General features: G+C 44.3%; 16 protein-coding genes and 1 pseudogene. 8 read left to right on the top strand and 9 right to left on the bottom strand.

The window, feature by feature from the left end; genetic code table 11:
• Positions 1 to 310: 310 nt before the first annotated feature.
• Both ACGTN9_RS16525 and ACGTN9_RS16520 read left to right on the top strand, forming a co-directional pair.
• Positions 311 to 649: a DUF3905 domain-containing protein gene (locus tag ACGTN9_RS16525; protein ID WP_499594727.1), complete on the top strand. Its 339-nt coding sequence runs from the start codon at positions 311 to 313 to the stop codon at positions 647 to 649.
• A gap of 94 nt (positions 650 to 743) precedes the next feature.
• Positions 744 to 854, top strand: a complete 111-nt coding sequence (locus tag ACGTN9_RS16520) for a YjcZ family sporulation protein (protein ID WP_084315624.1) — start codon at positions 744 to 746, stop codon at positions 852 to 854.
• A gap of 62 nt (positions 855 to 916) precedes the next feature.
• On the opposite strand, the gene ACGTN9_RS16515 is transcribed toward ACGTN9_RS16520, so the two are convergent.
• On the bottom strand, positions 917 to 2,281 hold the full coding sequence (locus tag ACGTN9_RS16515; protein WP_499594724.1) for a TrkH family potassium uptake protein: 1,365 nt from the start codon (positions 2,279 to 2,281) through the stop codon (positions 917 to 919).
• Between the two features lie 172 nt (positions 2,282 to 2,453).
• On the opposite strand from ACGTN9_RS16515, the gene ACGTN9_RS16510 reads away from it, so the two are divergent.
• From ACGTN9_RS16510 to ACGTN9_RS16500, 3 genes are all read left to right on the top strand, one after another.
• The gene (locus ACGTN9_RS16510) at positions 2,454 to 3,599 is read left to right on the top strand and encodes a CdaR family transcriptional regulator (protein ID WP_499594721.1); all 1,146 of its coding nucleotides are present in this window, start codon (positions 2,454 to 2,456) and stop codon (positions 3,597 to 3,599) included.
• A 79-nt stretch (positions 3,600 to 3,678) separates the two neighbouring features.
• The gene (glcD, locus tag ACGTN9_RS16505) at positions 3,679 to 5,091 is read left to right on the top strand and encodes a glycolate oxidase subunit GlcD (protein WP_499594719.1); all 1,413 of its coding nucleotides are present in this window, start codon (positions 3,679 to 3,681) and stop codon (positions 5,089 to 5,091) included.
• Positions 5,088 to 6,431, top strand: coding sequence for a (Fe-S)-binding protein (locus ACGTN9_RS16500; protein ID WP_499594717.1), 1,344 nt, complete (start codon positions 5,088 to 5,090; stop codon positions 6,429 to 6,431). Before glcD ends, ACGTN9_RS16500 begins: the two co-directional genes overlap by 4 nt.
• Before the next feature lie 184 nt (positions 6,432 to 6,615).
• On the opposite strand, the gene ACGTN9_RS16495 is transcribed toward ACGTN9_RS16500, so the two are convergent.
• The 3 genes from ACGTN9_RS16495 to ACGTN9_RS16485 all read right to left on the bottom strand — a co-directional run bounded on the left by ACGTN9_RS16495 (position 6,616) and on the right by ACGTN9_RS16485 (position 10,032).
• Entirely contained in the window at positions 6,616 to 7,044 is a 429-nt protein-coding gene (locus ACGTN9_RS16495; protein WP_499594715.1) for a YwpF-like family protein, read from the bottom strand.
• Positions 7,045 to 7,708: 664 nt separating this feature from the next.
• Positions 7,709 to 8,728 (bottom strand): GTP 3',8-cyclase MoaA, encoded by a 1,020-nt coding sequence (gene moaA / locus ACGTN9_RS16490; protein WP_499594712.1) that lies wholly within the window; start codon positions 8,726 to 8,728, stop codon positions 7,709 to 7,711.
• Positions 8,729 to 8,766: 38 nt separating this feature from the next.
• Positions 8,767 to 10,032 (bottom strand): molybdopterin molybdotransferase MoeA, encoded by a 1,266-nt coding sequence (locus tag ACGTN9_RS16485; RefSeq protein WP_499594709.1) that lies wholly within the window; start codon positions 10,030 to 10,032, stop codon positions 8,767 to 8,769.
• A gap of 248 nt (positions 10,033 to 10,280) precedes the next feature.
• Here ACGTN9_RS16485 and ACGTN9_RS16480 point away from each other — a divergent pair, with 248 nt between their 5' ends.
• Positions 10,281 to 11,630 (top strand): dihydrolipoyl dehydrogenase family protein, encoded by a 1,350-nt coding sequence (locus ACGTN9_RS16480; RefSeq protein ID WP_499594707.1) that lies wholly within the window; start codon positions 10,281 to 10,283, stop codon positions 11,628 to 11,630.
• Between the two features lie 75 nt (positions 11,631 to 11,705).
• On the opposite strand, the gene ACGTN9_RS16475 is transcribed toward ACGTN9_RS16480, so the two are convergent.
• The 4 genes from ACGTN9_RS16475 to ACGTN9_RS16460 all read right to left on the bottom strand — a co-directional run bounded on the left by ACGTN9_RS16475 (position 11,706) and on the right by ACGTN9_RS16460 (position 13,407).
• Positions 11,706 to 11,840: a hypothetical protein gene (locus ACGTN9_RS16475; RefSeq protein WP_499594704.1), complete on the bottom strand. Its 135-nt coding sequence runs from the start codon at positions 11,838 to 11,840 to the stop codon at positions 11,706 to 11,708.
• Positions 11,841 to 11,962: 122 nt separating this feature from the next.
• Positions 11,963 to 12,097, bottom strand: a complete 135-nt coding sequence (locus tag ACGTN9_RS16470) for a hypothetical protein (RefSeq protein WP_499594702.1) — start codon at positions 12,095 to 12,097, stop codon at positions 11,963 to 11,965.
• 113 nt (positions 12,098 to 12,210) lie between these two features.
• Positions 12,211 to 12,348, bottom strand: a complete 138-nt coding sequence (locus ACGTN9_RS16465) for a hypothetical protein (RefSeq protein WP_176791576.1) — start codon at positions 12,346 to 12,348, stop codon at positions 12,211 to 12,213.
• 516 nt (positions 12,349 to 12,864) lie between these two features.
• The gene (locus ACGTN9_RS16460; RefSeq protein WP_499594699.1) at positions 12,865 to 13,407 is read right to left on the bottom strand and encodes an HD domain-containing protein; all 543 of its coding nucleotides are present in this window, start codon (positions 13,405 to 13,407) and stop codon (positions 12,865 to 12,867) included.
• Between the two features lie 304 nt (positions 13,408 to 13,711).
• Here ACGTN9_RS16460 and ACGTN9_RS16455 point away from each other — a divergent pair, with 304 nt between their 5' ends.
• A complete protein-coding gene (locus tag ACGTN9_RS16455) occupies positions 13,712 to 14,044 on the top strand; it encodes a hypothetical protein (protein WP_499594691.1) in 333 nt (110 codons plus the stop codon).
• A 277-nt stretch (positions 14,045 to 14,321) separates the two neighbouring features.
• On the top strand, positions 14,322 to 14,885 hold the full coding sequence (locus tag ACGTN9_RS16450) for an FAD-dependent oxidoreductase (RefSeq protein ID WP_499594689.1): 564 nt from the start codon (positions 14,322 to 14,324) through the stop codon (positions 14,883 to 14,885).
• Positions 14,886 to 14,962: 77 nt separating this feature from the next.
• Here the strand turns inward: ACGTN9_RS16450 and ACGTN9_RS16445 are convergent.
• Positions 14,963 to 15,211, bottom strand: a pseudogene (locus ACGTN9_RS16445) (OsmC family protein); the annotation flags it as partial.
• Between the last annotated feature and the right edge of the window lie 18 nt (positions 15,212 to 15,229).

Below are 15,229 nucleotides of genomic sequence, written 5' to 3'. Positions count from 1 at the left end.
GCCTATTCAACAACAAGACCGGATTGTGGAAGACTCGATTTCGATATAATTTGGGTCCTATGGGATGAACATGATCGGTGCGATCCCGCAAGGCGGAGCCTGAGGAAGCTCACCACATGCCCACGGAAAGCGATCCGTTTTCCCAGCCACCATAAACGCAATCTAAAGTTTCAAAAATGAGTCTTCAGCAAAAGGGAACTTAAATGTAAATTAACATTGAGATTTTACAAATTCAGTCTTTTAGAAACGCGAGTGAATTTTTCATAATCCTTTTCTTACTGGGAAAGATAGGGATAAGGAGGGATGTCTAATGCGTGAACAAAATATCGAGCGACAAATGGATGAATTCACCTCGTTTCCTCATCAAATCAATGCACCAAACATTGAAAAGAAAAAAAGGAAAGCCCCTTTCGTCAACCCCTATGGTGTCACGATCGGAGACAGCTACTATGATTCCATGAATTCTCCACTCAACCATTGGAGTGAAGAAATCGATCCGGCTGTCATGTCTGGTGACGAATGGGTGCACGAAACCAACGATATCGGCTGGAACACTTCTCATAATCGGAAGCTCATGGAAGAAAATTATTACGCTAAGCGGAAAAACTTTTCTCATCCCACCCATGATGCTTCTTACCAGACAGATTGATACAAGATAAATAACTAAATCTGGGTGAATGACCATACGCGAAACTCCCGGTTGCATATAGTATCAGTGTACCAACCGAGGAGGTGAGCTTTTAATGTACCATTGTTACCCTTACGGACGTCGAGGTGCCTACGGCAGCAACTTCGCGTTGATTGTAGTGTTGTTTATCTTGCTCATCATTGTAGGAGCAGCATTCTACTGCTAATCATCGCACTGAAAAGCGCAAAAAAGCGCACTCCTTTATATAGGAGGCGCTTTTTTTGTGTTTTAACCGATGATGATCCGTTCTTTCGGGTAGTGGTAATTTCCCGTCTTCTTTTTTTCTTTTTTCAATGTAAATAAGAAAGTCAATATGCCTATTCGTCCGATGAACATGAGAAACATCAGTACAAACTTGGCAAACGTCGATAACCCTGGAGTAATGCCGGTGGACAATCCGACCGTACCGAAGGCCGAGGTCACTTCAAAAAGAATATCTCCTATGGTGTACGGCTCTGTGATTGTCAATGCGACAACAGCAACAAAACAAATCATAACCGCCATGATGGTAACGACAACCGCTTTAATCAAATCATCGTCATGAATCTCGCGCCGGAACACCCGTACGCGCGTCTGGCCCCTGGCATAAGTAAGCATGAAAATGACCAGTAAAGCAAAAGTAGTCGTCCGGATACCACCCCCGACACTGCTTGGTGAGGCACCAATGAACATCAAGGATGAAAGGAACAGTTTCGTCTGCTCTGTCAGTTGGCCGACATCCATTGTCGACAAGCCTCCGCTTCGCGTTGTCACCGATTGGAAGAGGGCATAGAATAAAATTTCATGCCAATTTTTATTAGCAAAAAAATGGTTGAATTCAAATAAGATGATCATCACCATTCCAAAAATGACCAGCATCAAAAAAGTAAACGAAGTCAATTTCGCAAATAACGAAAACCGTTTCGTCTCTCCGGGTCCTGTATTTTTAAAAAGGTATTCTTTCACTTCAATCAACACCGGAAAACCGATGGCACCAGCTATAATCAGCAGCATGTTGATGAATTGGACAAAATAATCATCCTTGTAAGGGATCAGCGAAGCTCCTGTGATATCAAAGCCACCGTTGGTCATGGCACTGACAGCTCCAAAAAACCCATGAAGATAGGCTTCCCCGGGAGGGTGATATTGTAAGAAGTAGGTTCCGAGTGTGAGAAAACCAACAAATTCAATCAACAGAACAACGCCAATTATCTGGCGGATCAATCGGACGACTCCCTGGAACGAGGTTTGATTCTGATCGGTCATGATCAACCGGCGTTCCTTGAGACCGATTTTTTTTCCTAAAAGCATCCAGATCGCTGTACCGATACTCATCACGCCTATTCCACCAAGCTGAAGTACAAAAGCAAGGAGGATGATTCCGGTCGTGCTGAAGGTATCAGCTACTGTAATGACACTAAGGCCGGTCACACTGACAGCACTGACTGCAGTAAATAATATATCGATGAATGATAGTTCCACACCCGGCTGATGCGCAACTGGCATAGCCAATAAAAGTGAGGATACCGTAACGGCAAATAAATAGAACAAAGCGATCAATTTGAATGGGGACAAGTTATTGATTGATCGTAAGTTCCTTTTCCTGATTTTCATAATGTTTCTCCTTTGTCGACTAGCTGCGCCTGCTCTTTAAAGAATCTTCTACCCATTATAGCAGTGTGCTGCAGAAATTTCCTAGACATTCGCCAAAAATTGTCCGGAATGTCTGGGTTTTTCTTAAAAATTCAAGGTAAAATGGAAGCAGCAGTCTGTTAGGAGGTAGAATATGTTCTTATCGGAAGCTTTAGCGCAAAGGATTTTACAGGAAGTCAGAAAATTGATGGATGAGGACTTCATCATTGTGAATACAAAAGGGAATATCATCGCAAGTACCGCTCGTGATCGAATAGGAAGATTTCATGAAGGAGCTATGATTGCTTCCCGTGAAAAAAGAAATGTCCTCTTGACAGAGCAGGACGAATCCCAGCTGCAAGGTGTCAGGGCCGGCATTAATCTGCCTATCATGTTTCAACATGATGTCGTAGGGGTGATTGGCATAACAGGTAATCCGGAAAAAGTAACCCCTTTCGGATCTCTCTTAAAAAAAATGACCGAACTATTGATCCACGAAAATTATTATAAAGAACAAATGGAATGGAAAACCCGTGCGATTGAAGGCTTGGTATTCGACTGGATTCACCAGCACACGGACTCTGAAAATTTCCAGGAACGGGCGGATATGCTTGGCATTGATTTGTCTTTACCGAGAAGGAGTACCATCATCCATCTTCGGAACATGAATGCTGACAAGGAAACAGTGGTCACAGATTTTTTAAAATCCCGCTTACTGCCTACGAAGAATGATATTTTCGCCCGTTTAGGCAGCGATCGTTATGTCCTTCTTGAAGTGGCCATGACTTCTGATGAAGCTGCTACTTGGGCAGCACAACGCAAGTCTTCTTTTTTAAAATGGAAACAGGAACTGGAGAAGCGATATGGGATAACGATGACGGCAGGAATTGGTCAACCCGTTTCCAAAGAAGAAGTTAACCTTTCTTATGAACAGGCGGAACGCGCGTTACTGGTCGCTGATAAAAATGACGGAATATTTTTTGATGAGGAGTTAGGACTCGAGATGTGTCTTCAGGAAATCAGTCATGCTACACGTGTGGATTTCATTACGAGGACGATTGAACGCATCAAAGGCGAGAAAGATTTGATCGATACCCTGGATATTTATTTTAAGAACGATTTGAAAATAAAAGCTGCCGCAGAAGATATGCATGTACATATTAATACCATCCATTACCGGTTCAAACGAATAGAGTCACTTACCTCCCTTGATCCCAAAGTATTCCGCGATTTAATGACACTTTATATGGGGTTATATTTTTTGGAGGAACAAACAAAAGAAAAGCATGTAAGGGCTTAATTTTTGTACATTCCTATATAGCTGTCAGCTCCTGCATTTCTTATAATGGAAGTAACCATTCTATTGAGGGAGTTTTTTTATGTTAAACGAAACATTAAAAAGCCAACTTACAGCTATTGTCGGACCGGAAAATTTTCAGGATAACAAAGCCAGCCTGCTTGTATATTCTTATGATGCTACGCCACAGTTCCAGTCGATGCCAGATGCGGTCGTAGCTCCAAGGAATGCCGAAGAAGTTGCATCCGTATTGAAGCTGTGCAATGACAACGAAGTACCAGTTGTCCCACGCGGTTCAGGAACGAACCTGTCCGCTGGCACTACCCCTATGGAGGGAGGGATCGTGCTGCTGTTCAAGCATATGCAGGATATCATAGAGATTGACGAAGAAAACCTGACGATCACCGTCCAGCCTGGGTTGATCACGCTTGATATGATCCATGCCGTCGAAGCGAAAGGGCTGTTTTATCCTCCTGATCCTTCTTCCATGAAAATCTCAACGATGGGAGGAAACCTGAACGAGAATTCGGGCGGTCTCCGGGGCTTGAAATATGGCGTAACCAGAGACTACGTGATGGGGCTTGAAGTAGTTTTGCCCAATGGTGACATCATCCGTACCGGCGGGAAGCTTGCCAAAGATGTGGCTGGATATGATTTGACCCGGTTGTTTGTAGGTTCGGAAGGGACGCTTGGAGTGATTACGGAAGCAACGTTGAAATTAGTCCCGATGCCGGAGACGAAAAAGACGATGCTTGCATTATATGAGGATATTGAAGCGGCAGCAGAAGCCGTGTCAAGCATTATTGCTCACCGTATTATTCCAACCACGCTGGAATTTCTCGACCGGCCTACCCTGAAGGTAGTCGAAGAATTTGCCCAAATCGGACTTCCTACCGATATCGAAGCGGTATTATTGATTGAACAGGATGGTCCGGAAGAAGTCGTTGAACGGGACATCGCGAAAATCGCTGCGCTGTGCCGAGAAAAACAGGCGATCCAAGTCGATGTCGCAAAATCGGAAGCTGAAGCGGATGCGCTGCGGACAGCAAGACGGACAGCGCTATCTGCGTTGGCGCGCTTGAAGCCAACGACGATTTTGGAAGACGCGACAGTCCCCCGCTCGAAAATCGCAGAAATGGTGCGGGCGATTAATGACATTGCCAGGGAATATAACGTGGAAATCTGCACCTTCGGCCATGCCGGTGATGGCAACCTCCACCCCACCTGCTTGACCGATGTCCGGAATGAGGATGAAATCCATCGGGTTGAGCAGGCTTTCGAAGCAATTTTTCATAAAGCGGTCGAGCTTGGAGGTACGATTACCGGCGAGCATGGCGTAGGCGCCATGAAGTCCCCATACCTCCACTTGAAACTCGGAGAAGAAGGAATTGCCGCAATGAAAGGGATCAAGCAGGCTTTCGACCCTAACAACATCATGAATCCAGGAAAAGTTTTTGCCAAGTCGGAACGGAAACGCGTGGTGGTACAGCCATGATCACAACACAAGAAAAGAAACGGATTCAGACAGAATTCCAGGACAAAATGGATTACGATGAACTGCTTAATTGTATGCGCTGTGGTTTTTGTCTTCCGAGCTGCCCGACTTATATCGAGAGCGGGTATGACGAAGCACACTCCCCTCGTGGCCGGATTGCGTTGATGAAAGCGGTCGTCGATGGCGATATTGAACCGGATGAAGATGTGAAACGGTCACTAGACATGTGTCTCGGCTGCCGGGCCTGCGAGCCCGTATGTCCTTCAGGAGTCAATTACGGCCACCTGCTTGAACAGGCAAGGGATATCATCTATCAGAATCATCAGTTATCCGCTTCTACAAAAGCAATTCGGAACATCGCTTTCAAAAGATTATTCCCTAACCAAAGCCGCATGAGAACGATGACCGGCCTGTTAGGTTTTTACCAGCGGAGCGGTTTACAGAAGGCCGCCCGCCGCACAGGTCTCATGAAGTTTTTGCCGGAAAACTTAAGGACAATGGAACAAGTGCTTCCGGAAGTACCTTCATTAAAACAGCTGAAGAATCGTCCGGGTCATTTACCTTCTCTCATCCCGCAAAAGAAAAAAGTTGCCTTCTTTTCCGGGTGTCTGATGGATTCCATGTTCATGGCGACCAATGATGCCACCATGAAACTATTGCAGTATGCCGGATGTGAAATCGTGATTCCTGAAAGCCAGGCCTGCTGCGGGGCGTTGCACGGCCATAGCGGGGAAAAACAGCAGGCAAAAGAACTTGCTAAACGGAATATCGCCGCTTTTGAAACATCAGGAGCCGATTACATCATCACCAATGCAGGCGGCTGTGGTGCGTTTCTTACCGATTATGATCACTTATTAAAGGATGATCCGGAATGGGCATCACGTGCAGCAGCATTTGCCGCTAAAATCAAAGATATATCAAGCGTATTGACTGAATTGGAATTTGATCAACTTCCGCTTGAACTGCCAGATCAGATCATCACCTACCAGGATTCCTGTCATTTGAAAAACGTCCAGAAGACTTTCCTGGAACCCCGGCAATTGCTGCAATCAATCGCAGGGGTACAATACAAAGAAATGAAAGATGCTGACCGGTGCTGCGGCTCTGCCGGCATTTATAATATCGTCGAGTCAGAGATGTCCATGCAGATTCTTGATTATAAAATGGAACAGGTGCAGGATACCATGGCGAAGACCATAGTTACCGCCAACCCGGGATGCCTTTTGCAAATGAAACTTGGCATTGAACGGGAAGGATTGACGGATAAGATGCGCGCTGTCCATTTTGTCGATTTGCTGCTGGAAGCATACGAGTATGCCCGACAGCCCGTGGGTTCGTAAATTAAGAAAAGCACAAGCGCGCTGAATGACACGAATATAAGCAAAACGGCTGGAGGAAGGCGTTCTCTCCATAGGCAATACGGGTTGCTTATGTCGCGAGTGTCTGGGCGTTAAAAACTAGACAATGCAAAAAACCCTGCCAATGGCAGGGTTTTTGTTTGGACATACAGCCGATATAATTGACTCAGTTTTTATTGTTGTTACTGCCACGTTTCTTAAACGCTTCGAGGAGCTCTTCTCCCTGATAGCCTTCCTCAATCAGCAGCTTCAATGTTTTTTCAATTTGGTCCTGCCTGCGGTCGACGATCGTACCCATGAACAGAACATTCATGTTATCACTGATAATGTTCGTGTCGATCGCCTTCACTAAGAAGGTGGCGGGCTGGTTCGTTTCTTTCGTGATTTTCACCTGGACCAGCAACTCTTCTTCACTTTTGACATATTCCTCAAAAAAAGATTGATAACTTTGGTCTACGTAGGCTTCGATCACCCATCGTCCTTTATCATCTTCCCGGTTGATGATCAGACCGTCAATCAGCTTGATCCTTCGCTGTGTGATGTCCTCCGCTTTTTCTTCGACTAAATCAAGGGAAACCAGCTTGAACGTCTTCATCCCATTCACTCCCACTTTATGTATCTGACTTCATTATAGAATAGTAGCCTTCTTTCAGCAAAAAAATTTATAATTTTGGATAAGTAGAGTAACTGATGGAACGCTGGGCAAAGGCGCCTGGTTCCGTTACTAAAATCTAAATAATGGGTACGGGAAATAACTCGCTTTCCGCGGGGAAGACAGCAAGCCTCCTCGAGCAAAAGCTCTGCGGGGTCTTGCCAGTCTATCCTTTCCCGCAGGAGTCTCGCTATTTCCCTCCCCCACTGCCTTTGGTAGCATACGGAACCACATTGTTCTAATTCATGTCTTAACAATTGGCTAATGAACAATATTCTGGATAGTAACCACTGTTTCTTAGTGATCTTTTACTATATTTGTCAGCCTTCAAACTGATGTTTTTGTTCCCTCACAAACGTAAGGAGGTCCGGGAAATTGCGAGACTCCTATGGGATGAACATGAGCGGTGAGATCCCGCAAGGCGAAGCCTGAGGAAGCTCACCACATGCCCATGGAAAGCGAGTGATTTTCCCGGACCTCCTTTCTCATCCCAAAATAATGAAACAGGCAGCATAATGTATGGAGTTGTGTGCTTCATAAGTAAAGCTTAGAGCCTTATAGGTGCTCTAAGCTTTTTTGTGTTATTACCGTGTGATAGAAAAAGGTGTTACCCGCCGATGTAGGACATTTCGATTTTTTCCCGTTTGAGCGGCTTGCCTTCTGCGCGTTCATCCGAATAGCGGTCTGTCCGCCCACTCCATAGCTTGATTAATTCAAGTATCAGTTGATGGTCGCTGGCATGTTCACGCAGTGGTGTTTTGATATCATAGCCTGTGGTCGCAAACAGGCACGTATATAATTTCCCATCCGCAGACAAGCGGATTCTCGTGCAGCTTCCGCAGAAGGAATCCGTCACGGAAGATATGACCCCGATTTCTCCTCCGCCATCTACATAGCGGTAACGGGAAGCAACTTCCCCATAATAATTCTGTTCTGCCGGTTCAAGCGGCATTTCTGCGCTGATACGGTCAACGATCTCCTGTTTAGAAACCACGGTGTCCATGTTCCATCCGTTATGGTTGCCGACATCCATGAACTCAATGAACCGGAGGATAACATCGGTCCCTTTGAAATAGTGTGCCATAGGAAGGATCTGGCTGTCATTTAATCCTTTTTTCACAACCATATTGATTTTTACCTGCAGGCCTGCTTCCTGGGCTGCTTCAATCCCCTTGAGGACAGGCTTTGTCTTGACTCCGCGGCCGTTAATTTCTTTGAACACATCATCTTCTATCGCATCAAGGCTCAAGTTAACACGATCGAGGCCTGCTTCTTTCAATTTCTTCGCCTGTTTAGTCAGAAACACACCATTGGTTGTAATCGCAATATCTTTGATGCCGTCAATCGCATACAACCGTTTGATCAGCTGATCGAGATTCTTTCGGAGTAAAGGCTCACCTCCGGTAATCCGGATTTTTTCCGTACCAAATTTAGCGAAAATCTCCACCAGCCGTACGATTTCATCGAAGCTTAACAGCTCTTTGAACGGTAAAAATTTATAATCCTCCCCAAAGATTTCGGCTGGCATACAGTACGTGCAACGGAAGTTACACTGGTCGATGACCGAAATCCGCAGGTCTTTCATCGGGCGGTTCAACCGGTCCCTGATATATTGTGTGTCTGTCATGATAAAATCACTTCTCCTTTACTCCCCTGGTTAGGGAGCTATTCGAATGCTGCCTGACCGGAAGGATCTTCAAGCAAAATCGCCTGGACGGCATCCCCGGCTTCAAAGCCTCTTGTGCCACCAGGAAGCATAATTAGTGCATCTGTGTTCGCCAGTGTAGTGACAACTGCTGATTTGTCCATACCTGCGGGACTTACAAGTACTTTCCCGTCTTCGTAATGGATAAATCCACGGACAAACCTCGTAAATGGATTCGGTTTTGGAAAATCTTTGCCGAGGACAGCGTCAATTTTCCGGTGATAAGGTTTTGCCACTCCGGCAAACCTCTGGATGACCGGATATGCGTATAATTCAAACCCTACATAACAAGCAGAAGGGTTGCCGGAAAGACCAAATAATAGCTTGCCATCTTTCTCAGCTACAGTAGTGACACTGCCCGGGCGCATGGCTATTTTATTGAATAACACTTCTGCGCCTAATTTTTCATAAATGTCCGGCATTAAATCAAAATCCCCGACAGAAACCCCACCTGTAGTAATTAAAGCATCCACTTCAGAAAAAGCTCTGGAAACAGCCTGATAACACGTATCGAAATCATCTTCCAGCTTGCCATAATATTTTACATGGCCGCCCGCCCGCTCGATTTGGGCAGCTATCATATAAGCGTTCGAATTTCTGATTTTCCCCGGCTGTAGGTCTTCATCGACATCCAGTAATTCCGTACCTGTCGCAAACAATCCGATCACCGGCTTTTTGCCCACCTTCACAGTAGGATAACCAAAGGTTGCAAGCAACGCTTTTACGCCAGGATTAATTCGTGTCCCTTTGTTAACGAGCACATCACCGAGTGACGTTTCCGAACCTTTTTCGATGATGTTCTGTCCCTTTTCCATTTGCCGCTTGATCGTCATATAATCCATACCATCTTCTTCAAAGGTCTGACAGATTTCAAACATGGCGACACAGTCAGCGCCTTCCGGGATTTCTGCGCCAGTCATGATGCGAACGGCTTCCCCTTGTTCAATCGCACGGCTGGACTGGTGCCCTGCCCCCACTTGTTCGATGACCCGGAAAGTCACAGGCTTGTCCGAGCCGGCTTCAGCTGTATCTTCTGCCTTAAGTGCAAATCCATCATAAGGTGATTTATTAAAAGGCGGGATTGGGTGTGAGGCGGTAATTTCTTCGGCTAAGATTCTATTTTCACACTGGTCGATAGCCACCTCTTCCCAACCACCGAATTGTTCATACTCCATGACTTTTGCTACTGCATCCGTTACCGGAATTGGTTTGCGATCGAATTTCATTAGTAAAACAATCCTTTCCCTTTGACCCATCTATTGGTAATTCTTCTTATCTGTCATTCTAACGTAAATCTGCTTTATTTTGTAAAGTTATGATTCATAGCAGCATTTCCCTCATTATAACAGCCGTTATCTTCCTTCCGAACGGTGAAATTTTAACGTTTCATGAACTCTTTAGACCTGTAGCAGCTGTTTTTTCTTGGGCATTTAGGGGTAGATTATTATTAAAAGGATTGTTGGAGGGATGGAACATGAACACTACATACGATGTGATCGTCATCGGTACCGGTGTAGCTGGCAGTACGGTAGCAACAAAAGCTCAGAAAGCCGGCCTGGAAGTGGCTATTGTTGACGAACGGCAATACGGTGGTACATGTCCACAGCGTGGGTGTGACCCGAAGAAAGTGATGGCCGGAATCAGTAAAATCGTTGACGATGCCAAACGGGTGAAAGGTTTAGGATTAGATGGAGACGTAACTTTAAACTGGAAAGACCTGCAGGCATTTAAAAAGAAATTCACCGAACCGATCCCTGAAGGTACAGAAGAGAAGTTCAACTCATTAGGAATCAGGCGATACCATGGCACTGCAAGCTTCCTGGATCCCCACACCTTAAAAATCGGGGAACACAATGTGACAGCTAAATATATAGTGATAGCTACTGGGGCCAAACCAGCAGACCTTCCTTTTGAGGGATTTGAACATTTGGTTACCAGTGAGCAATTTTTAGAGATGGAAGAATTGCCAGACCGCCTTTTGTTCGTGGGAGGAGGCTACATTTCGTTTGAGTTCGCTCAGCTGGCAGCACGTCTGGGAAAAGACGTCATCATTGTCCATCGTGGCCGTAACGTTCTGGAAAATCATGATTTTGAGATGACCAACAAACTGATCGAGCACACGAAAGATTTAGGTGTGGAAATCCACACCAGCACCGAAGTGACAAAAGTTACAAAACTCGACTCCGGTTATAAAATAGATGTGAAAAAATTCAATCACGAACATGCATTAAAAGCAGATATGGTGTTCCATGGCGCTGGACGAGCCCCCAATATCGATCACCTGGAACTTGCCAATGCGGGTATCGAATTTTCGAAACAAGGAATCAAAGTGAACGAAAACCAGCAATCAAAGCCACACCAGCACATATACGCAGCGGGAGACTGTGCAGATACCGGGCTTCCACCACTTACCCCGTCTGCAGGAGAAGAAGGAACACGCCTGGTCAGTCATATGCTGGATGACGAAACCATGGCCCCTGAACAAAAACCGGTACCTTCCATCGTTTTCACCTACCCTGCACTTGCTTCGGTAGGATTAAGCCAGCAGGAAGCACGTGAAAAGAATATCCCATACGAATCCGAGTCAAAAACCATCACGAAATTTTTTACGTACCAACGAACGAAAGAGCCAGGAGCTTATGTGAAAATATTGCTGAACCCTGCTACAGGGGAAATTCTCGGGGCACATTTTTTATCAAGTGAAGCCGAGCACCTCGTTAATATCTTTACATTAGCTATCCAAAAAGGGCTGACGAAACATGATTTGAAGTCTGTGCTCTGGGGCTACCCGACTGCGGAAAGTGATATTCCAAGCTTTTTCTAATTGTAATTAACTGTTTCGATAAGAAATGTAAAAAGAAGGCGGGATCCATCAGTTCTGGATCCCGCCTTCTTACTATCAATAATTGATTTGTTTTAATTTGATATTTTCCAATCTCCGCTGCACTTGTTGTTTATGCAGTTCTTCTTTGACTATTTCATGCTCCGGGCGTTTGACAATAGAGATATTGAAAAATAATATACTTAATTTCATAAAGAATTTCCCCTTCCGATCGTTTCATCATTCCAGCTAGGCACTATCCTTCTCCACATTCAACCATTCCATGAACCTTATCAACTTCATCATCGTAACTCATCCTTTCTGTTGTTTTTTAGTTATAGTTGAAAATGTTTCAGTTTGACATCTTCGATACGCTTACTGATTGTTTGTTGGTGTTGCTCTTTTCTTTTAAGCACTTCACGTGGTTGTTTTTGAATGATAATCGTAAAAAATAACATATTAAGTCTCATGTTTTTACCTCCCTTCTATCAGGGAATCTCTAATCCGAATCCATCTCCTCTTGCGACCAGCCTGCAAAATTCATCAAGTATTCTTTCATGTTAGTCACTCCTCTCCCTTTGGTTTAGAATTTTGATAAATACATCATTTTACGGTCGAACAATTCTTCTTCCGGTGTTCGATGGTACTTCGGATCTTTTGTCCCCTTCACTTTTTTTCTTTTTTCAATTCTGATAGTGAATATGAAAAATGGAATCGTCATAACACTCACCTCCTAAAAGTTGATATTTATAGTAAAGGATGTTAGCAACACCCTTTTACGCACGTACAAAAGTGCAAGCGCCTTGCTCACCCCCGACAAGCTTAAGACAAGCCTCGTCGTGAGGGTTTTTGTCACAAAGAGGATTGACTTAAGACCTCGAGGGGGTAGGCGCTGGAACTGGACGCATAATAAAAAGCCACAGGAGAATCCCGTGGCTTTTAACAAGCATGCCCATTAAACTGCAAAAATAGACAGTTAGACATACGTTCATTAAAAAAACCACAAGTCAATCCTATGATCGACCTGTGGCTGATATGCACATTTTCATGATAGTCAGAATATTAAAACTTACCGCTCAGCTGAGGTCGATCGTATCGCTTTATTTAATTGATGGAAGTAAAGAGTGATATTTTTCATTGGATTCGACCTCGCTTTCTGAGAAATTTTTCTTACAAAGGAAATTATATATAAAGACTCGATAAAAGTAAAGCCTATTTCTGAAATAAGTTATACTATTTATCCTGTTGTTAGATGCCGGGCATCTCCTGACTGATGATCAGCAATCTTTTTATCCAGCTTTCGCAGCAGCTTGATTGCTTCCTGGCGTGACATTTCTTTGTAGTGATGCATCCCGCCGGGCTGTTCGTCCATCGTATCAGCCTCTGCCACCACTTTTTGTAGTTCCGTCCGTTTGCCATCCACGTCAAATGGCAGATAACTGTCCGTGTGAAGGAGTACCGCCAGCGACACTTCTTTTGCCACCAGACGGTCCTCACCAAGACGAATCAATAGTTTGTGGGCACGCTCCGCTCCTTTGATCGCATGGATATCATGACGCCGGTATTCCTCATAATCCCATTTTCCATCACGATACCATTCGTAATGTCCCATATCATGAAGCAATGCCGCTTTAGAGGCTAAATCGACGCTAACTCCCCGCTCTGCGGCAAGGTCGAATGCATTATATGCAACGGAGACGGCATGATTGACACCCGATCGTTGCAGATATTTCTGTGTCACGCGATGTTTGAATATCGTCTCTAATGTTACCTTCGACATAGAAACCCCTCCGCCTGAATTTTTTTATAGACAAATATAGCATGTTGTTTGCAGTTGAACAAGTTATTATATCTATGCCCTTGCTACAAGACTTTAAACGCCTTTGTGAAAGAGAGAACATATAAAGATGTACGCATGTTTCACTCCTTGAATTTTATGCGAACTTATTAGAAAGGGTTACGGCTTCTCGCGATATACAGGTAGATAGTACTATTTACCACTATCGACGTTTGACATCCGCTCATGCAGGGTAACTTTTTACCAACACAACAAAAAGCAACAAATAAAATATGAGGTGATTAGATTGAAAGAACTAACATCCTATCAAGTACATTTGAACCAGGCGGTAACTACATCAGAAATTATAGATATCCATAAATTTGTAAGTAACAGTGATTATGAAATTTATTTGCATCAGGATCAACTGATTGCCGATGTAACCATTATGCCAAAGCTAATGTCCTTCTTTTTACTGGCCAACACAAAGAAGCCTATCAAAATGATTATTGATGGCGACAACGCAGAATTTGCTTATCAAATACTGCAGAATATTTTAAGTAAACATATCAAGCAGTCGGATCAACGCGTGAAGTACAGTGCCTCCATGGAAGACGAACAAATTTCTATTGTGGTATAAATCATGAATTGGTAAATAGATTGATTACAGCGTAGCAGCTATGAAACATTGATTTATTCGGTATCATATAAAATTATTCTTTTGAAACACGCTCTCAGCGATAACTCCTCTGAAGAGGGGATTATCACATAAATCATCCTTTTCTCCATCTTAAGAACAACGCCCGGCTGGATATCCAGCCGGGCGTTGTTCATGCTCTTAAGGGTTAATATTTTCCAATAAAAACATGGTTCGTTATAATAAGAAAAGAATACGCTTACACAAAGGAGAGAGGTTTATGTTTGATATTGCAATTATTGGTGCAGGTCCAGCCGGCGCTAGTGCCGCTTTGTTTGCAGCAAAAGCAGGAAAAAACACAGTGATGTTCGACCATGGGAAAAGCATTACAGCAAAAGCCTGGGTGGAAAACCATTACGGGGTAAAAGAAATCGAAGGCCCGGAACTTTTGAAAACCGGCCAGGAACAAGCGAAAAAATTCGGGGCTGACCTCAAAGATGAAGAAGTAACCGCTATCGAAGAAAGCGTCTCCGGTTATACGGTAAAAACAGAAAACGGAAGCTATGAAGCGACACATGTTATTTTTGCGACCGGTATGTCCGCTAAACTAGCAGAAGAATTCGGTCTGACAGTTGAAGAAGGAAGCGAACCACGGGTAGCGAAGGTGATCAAAGCAGACCCTCAGGGCAAGACAGATAAGAAAAATGTCTGGGCAGCAGGTACCGTTGCAGGAGTAAGTGTCCATACCATCATCACTTCCGGGCATGGGGCTCATGTGGCTATCAACGTCATTAGTGAATTGAACGGCGAACGCTACGTCGATCATGATATTTTGAAAAAATAATCCGGGCTTAATTTGGAAGTCTGCCAAATCAAAAGACCGCTCAGCCTCAGCAGAGCGGTCTTTTGATTTGCTAACCTTTATATTTCTTCAATATCCCAATCATGCTCAAATTGTACGCACCCCTTCAGGGTTTGAGCAACCGGACAACTTTGCTCGAATACAGCTAAAGCTCTTTCAGCCGCATCACGCTTTCCTTCCGGTATTTTTAATTGATAATGACAGCGGATTTTCGTAATTTTCAACACCCCATCCGGTGCTTCAATTACTCCCTCGAAGCTGCCTCGCAGTTTATCAGGAAACGTTGGTATTTTACGCGCCTCCAGCGCGCCAGATAATGTTCCCGT

Origin of the sequence: Halobacillus sp. B23F22_5 (assembly GCF_043497085.1) — a bacterium.
Classification (GTDB): Bacteria; Bacillota; Bacilli; order Bacillales; family Halobacillaceae; genus Thalassobacillus.
Note: the sequence above shows the minus strand (reverse complement) of the source record. Positions and strands in the feature narration are given on the sequence as shown.